Annotated in this window: 14 protein-coding genes; 11 read left to right on the forward strand and 3 right to left on the reverse strand. The window is 33.2% G+C overall.

Going from position 1 to position 15,826, the window contains the following annotated elements; all coding sequences use genetic code 11:
* The first annotated feature begins 777 nt into the window (after positions 1-777).
* From JM172_RS10525 to JM172_RS10545, 5 genes are all read left to right on the forward strand, one after another.
* Positions 778-1,233 carry a nucleoside deaminase gene (locus JM172_RS10525; RefSeq protein ID WP_214482258.1) on the forward strand — a complete coding sequence of 152 codons (456 nt, stop codon included), beginning with the start codon at positions 778-780 and terminating at the stop codon, positions 1,231-1,233.
* Positions 1,234-2,221: 988 nt separating this feature from the next.
* Entirely contained in the window at positions 2,222-2,929 is a 708-nt protein-coding gene (locus JM172_RS10530) for an alpha/beta fold hydrolase (RefSeq protein ID WP_214482259.1), read from the forward strand.
* A 55-nt stretch (positions 2,930-2,984) separates the two neighbouring features.
* Positions 2,985-3,257 (forward strand): alpha/beta fold hydrolase, encoded by a 273-nt coding sequence (locus JM172_RS10535; protein ID WP_214482260.1) that lies wholly within the window; start codon positions 2,985-2,987, stop codon positions 3,255-3,257.
* A gap of 597 nt (positions 3,258-3,854) precedes the next feature.
* Positions 3,855-4,679, forward strand: coding sequence for a pyrroline-5-carboxylate reductase (gene proC / locus JM172_RS10540; RefSeq protein WP_214482261.1), 825 nt, complete (start codon positions 3,855-3,857; stop codon positions 4,677-4,679).
* A gap of 313 nt (positions 4,680-4,992) precedes the next feature.
* The gene (locus JM172_RS10545) at positions 4,993-5,394 is read left to right on the forward strand and encodes a hypothetical protein (protein ID WP_214482262.1); all 402 of its coding nucleotides are present in this window, start codon (positions 4,993-4,995) and stop codon (positions 5,392-5,394) included.
* A gap of 289 nt (positions 5,395-5,683) precedes the next feature.
* On the opposite strand, the gene JM172_RS10550 is transcribed toward JM172_RS10545, so the two are convergent.
* Positions 5,684-6,115, reverse strand: coding sequence for a hypothetical protein (locus JM172_RS10550; RefSeq protein WP_214482263.1), 432 nt, complete (start codon positions 6,113-6,115; stop codon positions 5,684-5,686).
* Positions 6,116-7,031: 916 nt separating this feature from the next.
* On the opposite strand from JM172_RS10550, the gene JM172_RS10555 reads away from it, so the two are divergent.
* The 5 genes from JM172_RS10555 (at position 7,032) to JM172_RS10575 (ending at position 11,896) form a co-directional block, all read left to right on the forward strand.
* Complete coding sequence (locus JM172_RS10555) at positions 7,032-7,967, forward strand: metal ABC transporter solute-binding protein, Zn/Mn family (RefSeq protein WP_214482264.1); 936 nt, start codon at positions 7,032-7,034, stop codon at positions 7,965-7,967.
* A 20-nt stretch (positions 7,968-7,987) separates the two neighbouring features.
* Positions 7,988-8,734, forward strand: coding sequence for a metal ABC transporter ATP-binding protein (locus tag JM172_RS10560; protein ID WP_214482265.1), 747 nt, complete (start codon positions 7,988-7,990; stop codon positions 8,732-8,734).
* A gap of 12 nt (positions 8,735-8,746) precedes the next feature.
* A complete protein-coding gene (locus JM172_RS10565; protein ID WP_214482266.1) occupies positions 8,747-10,129 on the forward strand; it encodes a metal ABC transporter permease in 1,383 nt (460 codons plus the stop codon).
* Complete coding sequence (locus tag JM172_RS10570; RefSeq protein WP_214482267.1) at positions 10,126-11,010, forward strand: metal ABC transporter permease; 885 nt, start codon at positions 10,126-10,128, stop codon at positions 11,008-11,010. Before JM172_RS10565 ends, JM172_RS10570 begins: the two co-directional genes overlap by 4 nt.
* Positions 11,011-11,251: 241 nt before the next feature.
* Positions 11,252-11,896 (forward strand): hypothetical protein, encoded by a 645-nt coding sequence (locus JM172_RS10575; protein WP_214482268.1) that lies wholly within the window; start codon positions 11,252-11,254, stop codon positions 11,894-11,896.
* A 182-nt stretch (positions 11,897-12,078) separates the two neighbouring features.
* On the opposite strand, the gene JM172_RS10580 is transcribed toward JM172_RS10575, so the two are convergent.
* Positions 12,079-13,344, reverse strand: coding sequence for an S-layer homology domain-containing protein (locus tag JM172_RS10580; protein ID WP_214482269.1), 1,266 nt, complete (start codon positions 13,342-13,344; stop codon positions 12,079-12,081).
* A 20-nt stretch (positions 13,345-13,364) separates the two neighbouring features.
* Positions 13,365-13,952 carry a TetR/AcrR family transcriptional regulator gene (locus tag JM172_RS10585; RefSeq protein WP_214482270.1) on the reverse strand — a complete coding sequence of 196 codons (588 nt, stop codon included), beginning with the start codon at positions 13,950-13,952 and terminating at the stop codon, positions 13,365-13,367.
* A gap of 389 nt (positions 13,953-14,341) precedes the next feature.
* On the opposite strand from JM172_RS10585, the gene JM172_RS10590 reads away from it, so the two are divergent.
* Entirely contained in the window at positions 14,342-15,307 is a 966-nt protein-coding gene (locus JM172_RS10590; protein ID WP_214482271.1) for an NAD(P)H-dependent flavin oxidoreductase, read from the forward strand.
* Positions 15,308-15,826 lie beyond the last annotated feature (519 nt).

Below are 15,826 nucleotides of genomic sequence, written 5' to 3' on the forward strand. Positions count from 1 at the left end.
GTCAGTGTGGAAAAATATAATGACATTCAATTATCGTGCACAAGAATGTAATACTATCTTTGCTACTTTTAGACTAATAGCTTAAAAGAATTTATAAACAGAAATGACTGACTGGCCTCATCTTTATAGTGCTAAAATGAAAAAAAGTAAGCCTCTTTTTCATTTTAGTGATACATATGGGGACAAGAAGTAATACACTGTTTTCAATGAATCATACTTTTATTTAGGTATAGATAATAGTCCAATATTTATTGAGGATGGAAACTGGATAATGAAGAACCTTCAAGTTCTATGAGAAAGTATAAATTATTACGATATTTGGTTTTTTAGTAGAACGTTTGATTATGGTCTATTAGTTTGACGTTATGGAGGATATTTAGAGCACGACCCAAATACGAAAGAAATTTTTTATACCGTAACTAAATGGATTAATTATTGAGTTTTCGCAAAATTGAAGGAATGAACTAACATTGCGCTTTTTACGAAATGGCCCTTAATGAAAAGTTTTTTTTTGGAAAGGACCTAGGATGTTAATAATGATATTTATGATGTATGGGTATTTAATAAAAGCTAGCATATTACACAAACCCTACATCAGGAAGTCATGTGAGTGAAATTTTTGACAAGATAAGAGCTTGAAGAACTATATAATTCTAATCTTAGAGCAAACCCTTAGTTACTTTACATATTCTATTAATAAATCTTAAGTAAAAATTGACGTTGGAAACCATAATAGAAAATAAGTAGTTCTCAACATTTGGATGGAGGTTTAATAAAATGACGAAAAATGATGAATATTTTATGAAACAAGCACTGGATATCGCTTTTCAAGCTAGAACGGCAGGAAATGAACCTTTTGGAGCTATATTAGTAAAAGGTGATGAAGTAGTGATGATTGGGGAAAATAAAATTAATACTTTGTGTGATCCTACTCACCATGCTGAAATTGGACTTATTAGAAAATTTTGTTCTGAACATAATATTTTTGATCTAAGACAATATAGTCTTTATACCAGTTGTGAACCTTGTGTAATGTGCTCTGGAGCTATGGTTTGGTCGAATCTCGGAAAAATAGTATACAGTGTATCTCATGATCAATTAGCAAAAATAGCAGGTAGTAACATTATGATATCATGCAAAGAAGTATTTGATAAAAGTCCTCAAAAACCAGTAGTGGTAGAGAAAATATTAAATGAAGAGGGATTAAAAGTATTTGAAGGATATAAGTTTTAAATTAGAAACATCTAAAAGAAAGATACCAGAGTGACCTACCTTCAAAATATAGACTTGTTTTCTACACGATACATTATTGTTTGCGGACTGTATAACTATATTGTTACTAGATAGGTGGCAAATAACAATCTAATTGTTAGGGTCAGTTATTTTTTGAAAATTTGCTATCGCTATATCAATTCTATATAGAAAATGCATTCTTGATAAAGTGGAATTAGTAATGTTCTTATTGCAACTTCCATAAAAATAATACATATTAATACGTCAACCAGAAATAACTAAACTTTTTCTTTAGTAACGAAAAAAGTCCATTTTCTCATTTTTAATAATGAGAGATTGGGCTTTTTAATATTGTAATTTTATTAACGCTTTATAGCCACTTTTGCTTATCCTACCCATAGTATGTAGCTGTATCATTGGATAACAAAGCAGAAGGGCAAAATATTCCCAGATTACATTGCGAAGTATGATAACTATTAATACAGGGATATATGGAAGATTCTAGAATAGATAATTATTAACAATAATATAAAAGAGGTGAAAAGGTGGATAGCAAATTACTAAAGACTGTTTTCGATTGATTGTTGTTTTTCGTATTAAGAAATAGAACAGTACACAACTAGAGTTCGTGGCATTTTTTCTTCAGTACAACGATGACTAACAATATAATAACCACTTTTTTTGTATTTAATTGATAATAATAGCAACAAAGTTTACGAAAAGAGCCTTACTAAAAGAAAGGGTAGGAACGATTATTTCTTAAAAGGATTATGGTGATTTGAAACTTTACGATTCTGTTCGAAGAAATAAGTATTAGCCATCGAAAGAAGAGTGTAACAAGGCGACAATTACTTATTAGTATTTTTGCAACTGTACATAGGAGCTTTTTCTAACGGATAGTGAAACAAATAGTGGTTCAGAAAAGTTATGAAATAAGAGGCATAATAAGCTATAAAATAGTAGCTTAGTTAAGGGAGATGTAATAAATTTGGAAATTAAATATAGGAATGCTACTAAATCATTTAGAAAGTTAAAATTAATAGGTATAACTTTAATTACTATCATTCTACTTACATTGGTAGCAGGTTTTTTGTATGAATATACGAGTTACAAAAATGTTAAAAACAACTTTCCTCCAGATGGAGAAATGGTTGATGTAGGAGATAGAGAAATACATGTGAATATTCAAGGGAAAAAAACGAATCTACCATCTATTGTTATTGAAGCAGGAGCTGGTTCATGGTCCTATGATTGGTCATACGTCCAGAAAGAGCTAGCAAAGCATACTGAAGTAATTACTTATGACCGAGCAGGGCTTGGGTGGAGTGAGCCACATCCTAATGGATACAATATCGATACGACGATAGATGATTTGAGTGAAATTATCGAATATTCTAATATTGATACCCCAGTAATATTAGTGGGTCATTCACTTGGAGGGCTTTATTCTCGTCTCTTTGCAGATAAATATCTTGAAAAGGTTTCAGGATTAATTCTTGTTGATGCACGAAATGAATATTTTACAGAAAAAGCTACAACATTTAATGATGTGTATTTTGAGTCACAAGATCAAACAGTATATCGTATATTATCTCAATTTGGGATTTATACGCCTATTTGGGGAGGCAATGCTTGGCGATGCAATTCCCGATTACCTTTCAGCAGAAAAGCAGGTCAATGTTCAATACGACTCTGATTTTTTCAAAATAACCGATGAAGAATTCAAACAATTAAGATCATTAGAGAAGCTATTGAAGGATACTCAACACCTAGATGATAAGCCCCTACTAATTATTACACCAAGTGATATAGATAGAGAAATGATATTAGGTACAATCGGATTAGGATTTTCAGAAGAAGAGGCGAATATTATTGATCAGCAATGGAAAGATGCTCAAAAACAACAAACCGATTTATCAAATAATAGTGAGCTTATTTTAGTTCCGAATAGCGGTCATAATATGATGTTTGACCAACCTGATGCAATTATTGAAGCTATTTTGAAAATGGCTGGTGAAATATAAACTATATAAAGGAGTGAGCTTTATTAAATGTACAGGTTTAAATTTGCATTAACCATAACAGAGCTCTTTAATGGTTTTATAAAAGTAGCCGTTCCATATAGGGATGGCTTTTTCATTCCGTAAATTCTTTTGAATTGTTAATAAAAAGAAACATCATTGGTAGACTTTAAATTTTGAAGGTCTGCTTTTTAGTTTAGACAGTTTTTATACAAAAAAATAAACTCGTATACAACTAGGTTTCGTGGCATCTTTACTTTTATAAACGATGACTGTTGAGTAAAACGACGTTTTTATCTATATAGCAACAAAGTTTACGAAAAGAACCTTAGTTTATATAGAAATTTAAAACATTTATATGGCATATCGGTGATATAGAGCGTTTACAATATATGTTTGGTAGGATGTTGAAGCATTTGCTAGCAATTGTAAGAATCGCTCATATGAGTATTAATGATCGTATTCAATTCAATGAGGTTGCTAGTTAGGCGTGTAAATGGCGTTTTCTCAAACTTAAGTAGTTCTGTAGACTATTAACTGTATCTTTTGAAAGAGACCTAAAATAAACATTTTTAATAAAAACTGGAGTGGTAAGAGTAGATGTTACAAAACGAAAAGGTTGCATTTTTAGGCGCTGGTTCAATGGCGGAAGCTATGATATCAGGGCTGATTTATACAAAGAAGATTCCAAATAACCATATCATTGTAAGTAATAAAAGTAATATGGAAAGACTACGCACACTTGAGGATAGATACGGGATTCGTGGAGATACAAAGGGTGATATCAATTTTTCTGAAATAGATTTTTTTGTTTTAGCTATGAAGCCAAAAGATGCGGAATCAGCTCTAACATTTTTAAAGAATAAAATAAAACCGAATCAAGTTATTTTATCAGTAATGGCAGGTATCTCAACAGCTTTTATAGAGGAACGATTAAATGAAGGACAGCAAGTAATAAGAGTAATGCCAAATACTTCTAGTATGGTAAGAGAATCGGCAACAGGGGTGTCTACTGGATCTAATGTTGAAATGGACAAAGTAATGATAGTAAAGCAAATATTAGAGTGCTTTGGTGAAGTTTACTTTATTGAGGAAGAGAAAATGGATCTATTTACTGGAATTGCCGGCAGTGGTCCAGCTTATTTTTACTATTTAATAGAACAAATTGAACGAGCAGCAGTTGACGGGGGTATAGAAGAAGAAACAGCAAGAAAAATTAGTGTTCAAACAATGCTAGGTGCTTCCAAAATGATTATGGAACGAGACGAATCTCCATCAAAATTAAGAGAAAATGTAACATCTCCAAATGGAACAACACAAGCTGGGTTAGATGCGTTACAAAAATTTGGCGGGGGCAAGGCAATTAAGCAAGCAGTCAAAACAGCTGCAAAACGATCAAAGGAAATTAATAAAGAGTATCTATAAATGTAGGAGCAGTTCATCTTTTCATAAACATGGTTCGCAAATTAGAAAAAAGTGATACTGATGAATATAAAAAGAAATGGGATGAATTATCCGTCTCAGAAAAACGAGGATAAATTAGAGTATTAAGGGGTCTTATTATACCTTGTAATCGCGTAATTGTATTGTGGAATATTGTGACTCTTATTAAGTAAACATATTAAAAACTGTGTTCAATGATAAAACATGAAAAAAGTATTGACGCATCATACACCCAGTCAAGTTATGAATATAGACATAAGATATCATATTAATCTGTGAATTTGGAGGTTAAATGATGAGTCAATATAAGAAAGTTAGTTCTTGTTGTGGAAGTTCGATTCAAAAAGAAAATAAGTGTGATTGTCCGTGTCAGTTAATCGTGGAAGATGCTGTTATAATGTACATGCTGCAACAAGGGCAAACAGCTCAAATTTACGATGGTAGGGCGGTAGACCTTCATGGTGAAGTCTGTTTCAATTTGGTGGGCAATGTAGTACAAGGAGGAGAATTAGACGTAAATTTTACTACAAACGGTATAGTACAAACCGTAACGCTAGATACAGTTAGTTTTAACAAACTTTTTTCCTTTGAAAACGTAACGAAAGTAGAAGCGACATGTCAAGTACAAGGGCCAGATGGTATGTGTATGGGGCAATTGATTATTGATGGGATGACAGTTCCTTGTAAAACACATTAACTTACAATTTTATTCAACACAATGATTATTGAGAAGAATAGTTCCTGTTTTTCAGAAATGAATAATTGGAACTATGTTTTACTTTTTATAGATTGTTTGCTTTCGAAATTGGGAATGCTGTAACAAATTAAGAGGAGAAATTGGGCCTTCCGGTGGTAAAGGAAAGTAGTTATGAATTAAACGAGTAGAACAAGTGCTTATTCATTGTGTCAAAAATCGAGCCATTATACAGTTGAGATGCTAAGGAGTGCTTAAAAAATACCTCAAATATAAATAATGATACGAAAATTTATTTTGTATCTTTTATTAATGAGTAAAACCTGATTACTTCATCTACTCCCCAAAAACATATAGAAGTGACTAACGAGGGGAATAAAAACACTTCATACTTTCGCCAGAATTGGATGAAATCCCATATTAACATTTCAGTTTCAAATATTAGCCCAGCGATAAATACAAATCCGAAACCAAAGACAACGTGGATAACAAGAGCCCAAAATATTCGTTTGTTATTTGTAAATTGTTTAGTTAATTTTTCTGACAAAAATGATACAGGAAGCCCATAAATTAATATTACAGGAATTGCAATTAAACTAATCCAAAGCGCTAATGGAAAAAAAGCTATCAGTTCTTCTCCATCTGTGAATACAAACCAAAAAGCGATAAGTGAAATAGATAACAAAGAAGCAAAAATCAATGTTAAAATTTTTCTTTTTAGCATATCAACGCACTCCTTGATATTGTTTTACCAAATTATATAAAATAGAGAACTTACATAAAAATAACAATCTTATCGAAAAGAGTCTTAAAGAAAACAATTAACTATTTCCTAATATTTTGAGTAAAAGGTTATTACAAATTGAGTACCCCAAAACACAAGTTGAGTTCTGTTTATTAATTAAATGCTATTCAACAAACAAGCGCTATTTTCTGATTAACATAATTTTAACAACTTTATGATTCTATTTCTATAATCTTGATCATTCCTATAATGAAACAACTATCGATCTCACCCTTAAATTAGGACGAGGTTATACGAATTTGAGGACTAGAAATAAAACGACTATATTACAACGATTGTTGCTATTGTTACCAAATATCAGTGTTAGAAATAGTATTTAAATCTTCGTTTTGCATTGTACATAAGAGAAAAATGCCCTCATATAGTTGTGTACGTTTAGTACCTATTTGGGAACAACAATCGAATACGAAAACAGTTATTAGAAACAACAAGGTTAAATTAGTAATAATAATAAATTAATGAGAGATGTAGAATTATAGACATGAACTTTATTAAAATTGTTTTTTCTAGTACATATAGCCATTAACTTGCTATGATCATACGATACAGATATGAAGACCTAGCATTATCCATGATACAGATGAATATATGTTGTTCATTGATTAATAATGAATTTCATTATTGACAAATGGGCATATCTTTTGATAAAGTTTCCTTAGGGAAAAACAATTGTCTTTGACTATTTAATTGGCGGTAATGAAAAATGTATTTCAAACTTCCTATATTATTGGCATAATATACAAAAGTAGCTAATGAACATTATTTTTTTGTTCAAAAGTTGCACTAGTCCAATAAAATAGCGTTAATCAAAAACAGATAAAGCGGAGGGTTTAATATGAAGAAAAAACTAATGTTATTGCTTACTAGTTTGTTAACTGTTATCATCTTAGCTACTGGATGTAGTGATGATACATCACAAACTAATAAATCAGATAGCCTTATTACGGTTACGACGACAATCGGTCAAATCGCAGATATTGTTGAAAATGTAGGCGGTGAGTATGTGGAAGTAACACCACTTATGGGGCCTGGGATAGATCCCCATTTATTTCAAGCTTCTCAAGGGGATATTAAAAAATTAAGTGAAGCAGATATTATTTTTTATAACGGACTACATTTAGAAGGGAAAATGAACGAAATATTTGAAAAAATGAGAGCTGAAAAGCCTACGTATGCTGTAAGTGAGACAGTTCCTGAAGATATGCTGTTAGCAAAACCTGGAGATACAAAAGCTATAGACCCGCATGTTTGGTTTGATACTGACCTTTGGGCATATTCTGTAAAAGCCGTTAGTGAGGGGTTAGCTCAATTGGACCCTGAGCATGCTGATACTTATCATGCCAATGCTGAAAAGTATATTGACACTTTAAAAGAAATAAGGGTATACGCTGAAGAACAGCTCGCTCAAATACCTGAAGAAAGTCGTGTTCTCGTTACAGCTCATGATGCATTTGGCTATTTCGGCGATGCATATGGTATTGAGGTAATGGGTTTACAAGGGTTAAGTACTGATTCAGAGTATGGTCTAAAAGATGTTCAAAATTTAGTAGATTTATTAGTTGATAGAAAAATTAAAGCAGTATTTATTGAGAGTAGTATTTCTGAAAAATCAATTAATGCTGTCGTTGAAGGTGCAAAAGAACAAGAACATGAAGTAATGATTGGGGGATCATTGTATTCAGATGCAATGGGGGAACAAGGAACTGAAGAAGGTACGTATGAAGGAATGTATATGCATAATATTGATACGATTGTTTCAGCGTTGAAATAATGTGTAAAGGAGTATAAATGATGAATCCAGTACAAGTAGAAAATGTCACAGTTGCATATCATCGCAAGCCCGTATTACAAGAAGTGAGCTTCACTGTTCCAGAGGGAAAGCTTATAGGTGTAATCGGTCCTAATGGAGCTGGGAAGTCGACGTTGATTAAAGCAATACTGGGGTTAATTCCTAAGGCAAGTGGAGATGTTCAAATTTATAAAAAGCCGTATAAAGCTCAACGAAAGCTTGTAGGGTACGTACCACAAAGAGGCTCTGTTGATTGGGATTTCCCAACCAATGCATTAGATGTAGTTTTAATGGGGAGATACGGTCACGTTGGATGGTTTCGCAGGCCGCATAAGAGGGATGTAGAGTTTGCTCTTTCTTGTCTAGATAAAGTTGGGATGAAGGAATTTGCTAATAGACAAATTAGTCAGTTATCAGGTGGACAACAGCAACGTGTGTTTCTTGCAAGAGCTTTGGCACAAGATGCAACAGTCTATTTTATGGATGAACCTTTTGTTGGAGTCGATGCAGCTACTGAAAAAGCAATCATTGCTTTATTGACAGAATTAAAATCACAAGGAAAAACAGTGCTCGTTGTACATCATGATTTACAAACAGTAAAGGAATATTTTGATTGGGTGCTGCTTTTAAACATGAGGAAAATCGCAATTGGTCCTACAGAAGAAGTATTTACAATTGATAATTTACAAAAAACATATGGTGGACGATTGGCATTTCTTGAACACGGAAATGCATTAGTTGAACAATAGGAGTGAAATATTATGTGGGCTACACTCATTAGCACGTTATCAGATGCAAATACTCAATGGGTGTTAATAGGAACCGTTTTATTAGGGATAGCTAGCGGTGTGTTAGGGAGCTTTGCATTACTTCGAAAGCAGAGCTTACTAGGGGATGCGATGGCACATGCTGCTTTACCTGGGATATGTATAGCTTTTTTACTTTACGGTTCAAAGTCAATTGTGTTATTTCTAATTGGTGCAGCAATTTCAGGCTTAATAGCAACTTATTTTATACAGTCTATTATATCCTTTTCGAGAATTAAGGAAGATACGGCGATTGGCTTAATTCTATCTGTGTTTTTTGGTTTTGGAATTGTCTTATTAACATTTATTGCACAAAACAGTTCGGGGAATCAAAGCGGTTTAGACGACTTTATCTTTGGGCAGGCTGCATCGCTAATAGGTACGGATGTAAAAGTTATATCTGGTGTAGCTATAACGATGCTCGTTATTACATTACTATTGTTTAAAGAATTTAAGCTTCTAACATTTGACCCTCAGTTTGCAAAGGGGATTGGATTACCAACAGGTGTTTTAAATGCATTACTCATGGTACTAATAGTTGGGGCAGTTGTCATTGGTTTACAAGCAGTTGGAGTTGTCCTCATGGCAGCTATGCTTATTACACCTGCCATAGCTGCGCGTTATTGGACAGAGAGGCTTGATTACATGGTCATTATTTCTGGAGCAATAGGTGCAGTTTCAGGTATATTAGGTACTTTAATTAGTACGACAACAACAGGTATGCCTACAGGTCCGTTAATTATCGTCGCGGCAACTATCATCTTTCTTGTTTCAATGATTTTTGCACCAAATCGCGGCTTATTAATGAAAGGAATTCGTTTGCTAAAGCTTAGAAAACTCGTAGCGAAGGAAAATATATTACTATCTTTATATGATTTTGCTGAAGAAATGATTAATACTGACAATAGGCATTATCTCCGTGCAATTGATGAAAGAGAGATTAACCAAAAACGGCCTCTATCGAGTCGACAGTTAAACAAAGTATTATTACAATTTTCAAAAGAAGGTATTGTGAAAAAAGAACCTAATCTTTCATGGCATTTAACCGAAAAAGGTTTATATGAAGCTTATAATGTAGTTTTGAAACATAGATTAATGGAAATTTATTTAATGCACGAAATGAAATTTGCAGCATTTCATGTAAAGCATGATAATCATTCATCAATATTAGATTTACCGAAAAATGTAGTTGACGAGTTGAAGAAATTATTAATTCAATACGGAAGGCAACCAAAGCTAGTGCCTAGTTCGGAAGGCAGCTTACACACTGTTTTTAGCCCTACATCAACTGAAACGCATCGACAAAAGGTAAAAGGACATGGAGGGGCAAGCTCATGAGTTATGCAGCTTGGATTATAATTACTGGTTCACTTGTAGGTATTACTTGTGGCATGATCGGATGTTTTTTAATATTGCGTAAAATGGCTATGCTTGCAGATGCAATTAGTCACACAGTTTTATTAGGGATTGTTGGAGCTTATTTAATAAGCAATAGCTTAGACGGAATAAACATGCTAATAGGGGCTGTTATAGTAGGCTTACTTACTGCTTTTTTTGTTCAACTTCTTGATTCAAGTGGAGTACAATCAGATGCAGCAATTGGTGTTGTTTTTACTTCGCTGTTTGCAGTCGGCGTCATTCTACTCTCATTATACGCTGATAATGTCCATCTAGATGTTGATCATGCATTGATGGGTGAGATCACATTTATCCCATGGGATACAATTGAAATCGCGGGTTACAATTTAGGTCCAAAGGCAGTATGGATGTTAGGTTCTGTACTTGTCATAAACCTCATTTTGATTATTTTATTTTATAAGGAAATAAAAATAGCTTCCTTCGATCCAGAAATGGCGCTAGCATTAGGAATTCCAGTTATGTTTATACACTATTTACTTATGGGGATGGTATCGATTTCAACTGTTGCATCCTTCGATAGTGTAGGGGCGATTCTTGTTGTTGCGATGCTCATCGTCCCTGGAGCAACAGCCTATTTATTAACAGAAAGGCTTAGTATCATGCTCGTCATAAGTGCACTTATCGGAGTGTTAGCTGCTGTTCTTGGATACTATGCAGCCGTCTTATGGAATGTATCAATCGCTGGAGCAATGGCAACTTCTGCTGGGATCATCTTTGCTATCACATTTTTCTTATCACCCAAGCATGGTGTACTGTCCAGGTGGTTAGCGAGAAGAAAAGTAACCATTAAGGATTTTTGATAAAAGTGTCTCAAGCTTTCACTTTGCTAAGTGAAGGGTATGAGGCGCTTTTTTTATAGAAAAGTATTGGTGAATTTTCTGCGAAGAACGTTACACGTGTTTTATAATAGGATGAAAATACCTGTATATATTAAAGCATAAAATTGATGTGAAATAAATAGCCATATTAATAATAAGCATGGAATAGTACATTTAATAAAATGAATAACTTGATGTTAATTTCTTAAGAGGTGATAGGCGTGTGAATGCTCGAAAAATCTTTGGAATATTACTAATTCTATCTTTAATGGCTGTAACTTCATGTTCAAAGAAAACAACAATTGAGGAAAATATCGACTATGTCGCATATATTTCGAAAAAAGAAGATTCAGATTCATCTCATCAGAAAATCTTTAAGGAGCTAAATCTAGGTTGGTTACTTGATTTTGAACTTGAACTTCCGTATGCAGATCAAAGCTGGGTTAATATTTGGCTTGAAGGATATGAGGATGGAGAAAAGATAAAAGCTTCTCCGTTAATACAGTTATCCTATGGGAGGGCTCCACGTAATACTTCTACAGGCTCAATGGGGTTTGGTATGATTGAATCCGCAGACCAAGATTTGTTCTTTCTATATTCTCCAGCGACAATGCAGAGACCACAAGCCCTTGAAGTAAATGATTCATATTTTTCTAAAGGTGCTAGTCAATTCTATTATGCTTTTTTAGAAGATACGATTCGATTACAATCGGGCGAAACAAGAGTATTAGCATTCTTCCGGCATAATGATGAAACAATTTTACGCCCCTATGACTACTATACTCAGGCTGGAATTGACGAAATGATCCAAGAAGAGACTTTTGTCATGGTATTAAAAATTAAAGTAGAGAAAGGCATAGATAAGTAAGAGGCTGTCCGATCGGACCTCTAAAAAATAAAGCATTTAATGAAAAATGTTATCTTTTTCATTAAATGCTTTTTCTGTGCAAACTGCTGCTTTCAGGAGGTTGTTGCTAATGCAACATTCCTTCACAAATTTATGACCGAAATGTAGTTTGGACCTTTACAAGTTCATGTTTAATCATTTTCTTACTTAAATCTTTCGTCAAGTATTCTAGCAAAAAACACTGAAAACTGTGCTCTATTGACTACACTTTCTGGTTTAAATGTGCCATCACTATATAAGTTAGTGACTTGATTAGCAGCTAATGTATTGATATAGAGGTAATTTGGCTCTGCCTTATCAACATCAATAATGTCCCCGTTAAAAGTGCCTTGTAAATCATAAGCATTTACTAGAGCAAAGGCCATATCACTTCGTTTCAGTGGATCGAAAGCATTGAATCTCTCTCCCTTAGGAAAGATTCCTTCATCAACAACTGCTGCGATTTCTTTGTAATAAATATGATCAGCTGTTATATCTTCAAACCCTGGATTAGGACGGTTATCCAAGTCAAGATTCAGAGCTCTTACGAACATAAGTGCTGCCTGTCCACGTCTAACCTCATCATCAGGACCAAAGTTACCATTTTGATAGCCTTTAATAATATTAAAATCTGATAAAAATTGAACTTCCTTTACTGCCCAATGATTTAAAGCTAAGTCTTTAAAATCACTTGTTGTTACCTCAAGGTCATAATATCCTTCTGGAGAAGATCCCCACACATCAATAACATATGTTCCTTCGCTTAATTCAGCTTCAAAAAAGCCGCCTTCAGGTGTAGCTAAAGCATAATTGATAATATTGTTTTCTTCGTCTAGTAATTTAAAAGTTAAAGAATCATACAAGGTTGCATTAGCGTAAGTTCCTTTTATACCAACTCGTTCCTTTTGAGTGAGTTGAAATGTGAAGTAGTCATTCTCGTCTGCATAATGAAAACCTTGATAGGTTGTATTTAATGCAATTGGTGTTGCGCTTGCTATTTCATTTGTCCCTAAAGAGTTTTTGAAATATTTGTCTATCTCAAAATTAATTTGTAAAGTAAATGATTCGACATTTGCAGCTGGATTTTGTTTTGTCGAAACTGCTAAATAATATGAGCCCTTAGGTAATCCTAAAATCCACGTTGAGGGTGCAGGGTTTGATAGTATTTCTTCTTTATTCTGATCTAGGATTGTATATGTATCTAATATTTCTGTCTCAGTTAGTAGTTCCAGTATGAATTTTCCATGTTGTTCAATTGAAAATGAATAATAGTATACTGACCCATCTAATTCATGAATCGTTTCAATTTCACTATTTAAGTTTATGATTTTTGCATTTTCAATTTTATCAATTTGAGCAAATACACTATTATTCCAAATGAAAGTGGAAATCAAAACGAAAATGAGAGCCATTAGTATCGATTTGTTCATTGCCCGCCTCCTTCATATTTTTATTTGCTTCTATAACCGTTTAATAGCAATGAAGACATCATTTCTGCTATTTCTTCTTTTGAAAGGTGACCGTTAGCATCGTACCATTGATAAGCCCAATTACATGATCCGAAAATCGTTTGAACTGCGATAGACGGTGGGATATCTACGAAATCACCTGATGATACAGCATTTTTATATAGTTTAGTAGCATGTTTATAATACAAACGTATATGCTGTAATGAGTTATTAATTAAATCATTTGATAAATTCTTTTTTTCATCAAAAAACAAACCAATGTCCATTTTGTTTTCCAAGATTAATAAAATATGTTGTTTCACGAGCAGATGAAATTTTTCATGATCCTTTATATCTTCTCTTGCTAAGGTGATTTTTGCAAAATCAGTAATTTTCCAAGTAACCTTATCAATAATTGAAAAAATAATTTCATCTTTACTTTTAAAATAATGATAAATTGCTGGTCGAGTCACATTGAGAGCATCAGCTACTTCTTTTAAACTAGTGGTTTTATATCCATTTCGAAAGAATAATTCTTTTGCTACATCTATAATTTTTTCAGGAGTTACGTCTTTTGATCCTCTTTTCAAATTTCTCATCCTTCTTTATAATTTCTATTCTCCGGTGTTTCGTGAAGAACTGTAAAATTTAATAACTTTAAAAGGGCAATTTACGAAGTAGGCAAGCTTATCCACAACCCATTTGCCCAAAATCTATTGAAAAATACTTTTATTCCTATTGTACATGAGATTACTAAAAATGGGACAGAAATTTTCATGGCATTTGTCCAATTTAGCACAATTACGACCTAATTACCATTCGAATATCTCACTGGTCTAATTTTAATTGCAGTGAATAAAAACATTATAGATTCTTTAATATGAAGAACTAATAATTGCACAATAATAATAATTGTGTTAATCTTCTGAATAATAAAGAATTTACTTACAAGTAAGTAAATGATAAAGGAGTGATTAAAATGAAATTACCTAACGAAATTAGCTCACAACTAAAACTACCAGTAATTGGTGCGCCTATGTTTTTAGTTTCTGGACCTGAGTTAGTTTTAGCACAGTGTAAAGCAGGAATAATTGGATCATTTCCAGCACCTAATGCTCGTACAATTGACATATTAGATAAATGGATGGCTACTATTACGATGGAGTTAAGTGACTATAAGACTGCAAATCCTAATAAAAAAGTTGCGCCTTGGGCAGCGAACTTAGTTGTTCATTCGACATACGAACGCTTGCATCAAGAATTACAATTAATAAAAACATATAAACCACAAATAGTTATAACGGCGCTTGGTAATCCAGCTGCAGTTATTGAAGCTGTTCATTCATATGGAGGTAAAGTTTTTGCGGATGTTAACTCTATAAAACATGCTAAGAAAGCAGCTTCTCTTAATGTGGATGGACTTGTACTTGTAAGCTCTGGTGCTGGAGGACATACTGGCGCAATATCTGGATTCGCTTTTGTTCAAGCGGTTCGTGAATTTTTTGATGGTATTTTAGTACTAGCAGGATCAATTTCTAATGGGAAGGCAATTTTAGCATCACAGGTTCTTGGAGCTGATCTCGCTTATATGGGGACAAGGTTTATTTCTGCTAGCGAAAGCATGGCGACAGAAGATTATAAGGGCATGTTAGTCTCCTCTTCATGTGAGGATATAATTTGTACGGACGCATTTACAGGTATCCCTGCAAATATGCTAGCACCTAGTATTAAATTAGCAGGTCTCGATCCAGATAAACTAGCAGCAAAAGCAAGTGTTGACTTTAATAATCCACAATCTGATAAAAAAGCATGGAAGGATATTTGGTCGTCAGGTCATGGTGTAGGGTCAATTAAAGCTGTTGAATCAGTAGATACGATTGTAAACAATATGTATAAAGAATATGTCGATGCCCAAAACATCATTTCTGAATTAAGTAAACGATAGCGAAAGATACTATTATGAAGAAGGTTTTAAGTACAGAAGAATATTGACAAAGTATATAAATAAAAAGGGTATTCCTTAAGTCGTTAATAATCGACTTAAGGAATACCCTTTTTTACGTTTTATGAGTATATATATTATAGGTGTTATTAATTTCGTATATAAATCGAATGATAATACATTATGTTTAAGCATTATCTAAGTAAAATAACAATGATAATTACAACAACAATAGTAACGATCAAGCTTACCGTATTCTTCGTCACAATATTTCCCTCCATATTTAAATAAATCATCCACAATCATCAGTCTAAGTTGTAGAAGTATTATTTAGTGTATGGACATATATTACATTTAATGTATAAAGTATGTATTGTAGATATTCATCCTTTTTTTCGATAGGAGTTATTTTAAGGTGGTTTTCGTATTGATTGTTGCTTTTGTTCTAACGTATTAGCACGTATACAACTAGCGTTCGTGACATCAGGTCTCTCTTAAAATTATGGAGCTCTATTAAAACTC

The organism is Bacillus sp. SM2101 (genome assembly GCF_018588585.1).
Classification (GTDB): Bacteria; Bacillota; Bacilli; order Bacillales; family SM2101; genus Nanhaiella; species Nanhaiella sioensis.

What these genes read in the sequence shown, in the direction of transcription:
- JM172_RS10525 (WP_214482258.1), top strand. Translation starts at nt 778, where the DNA reads ATGACGAAAAATGATGAATATTTTATGAAACAAGCACTGGATATCGCT.
- proC (WP_214482261.1), top strand. Translation starts at nt 3,855, where the DNA reads ATGTTACAAAACGAAAAGGTTGCATTTTTAGGCGCTGGTTCAATGGCG.
- JM172_RS10545 (WP_214482262.1), top strand. Translation starts at nt 4,993, where the DNA reads ATGAGTCAATATAAGAAAGTTAGTTCTTGTTGTGGAAGTTCGATTCAA.
- JM172_RS10550 (WP_214482263.1), bottom strand. Translation starts at nt 6,115, where the DNA reads ATGCTAAAAAGAAAAATTTTAACATTGATTTTTGCTTCTTTGTTATCT.
- JM172_RS10555 (WP_214482264.1), top strand. Translation starts at nt 7,032, where the DNA reads ATGAAGAAAAAACTAATGTTATTGCTTACTAGTTTGTTAACTGTTATC.
- JM172_RS10560 (WP_214482265.1), top strand. Translation starts at nt 7,988, where the DNA reads ATGAATCCAGTACAAGTAGAAAATGTCACAGTTGCATATCATCGCAAG.
- JM172_RS10565 (WP_214482266.1), top strand. Translation starts at nt 8,747, where the DNA reads ATGTGGGCTACACTCATTAGCACGTTATCAGATGCAAATACTCAATGG.
- JM172_RS10570 (WP_214482267.1), top strand. Translation starts at nt 10,126, where the DNA reads ATGAGTTATGCAGCTTGGATTATAATTACTGGTTCACTTGTAGGTATT.
- JM172_RS10580 (WP_214482269.1), bottom strand. Translation starts at nt 13,344, where the DNA reads ATGAACAAATCGATACTAATGGCTCTCATTTTCGTTTTGATTTCCACT.
- JM172_RS10590 (WP_214482271.1), top strand. Translation starts at nt 14,342, where the DNA reads ATGAAATTACCTAACGAAATTAGCTCACAACTAAAACTACCAGTAATT.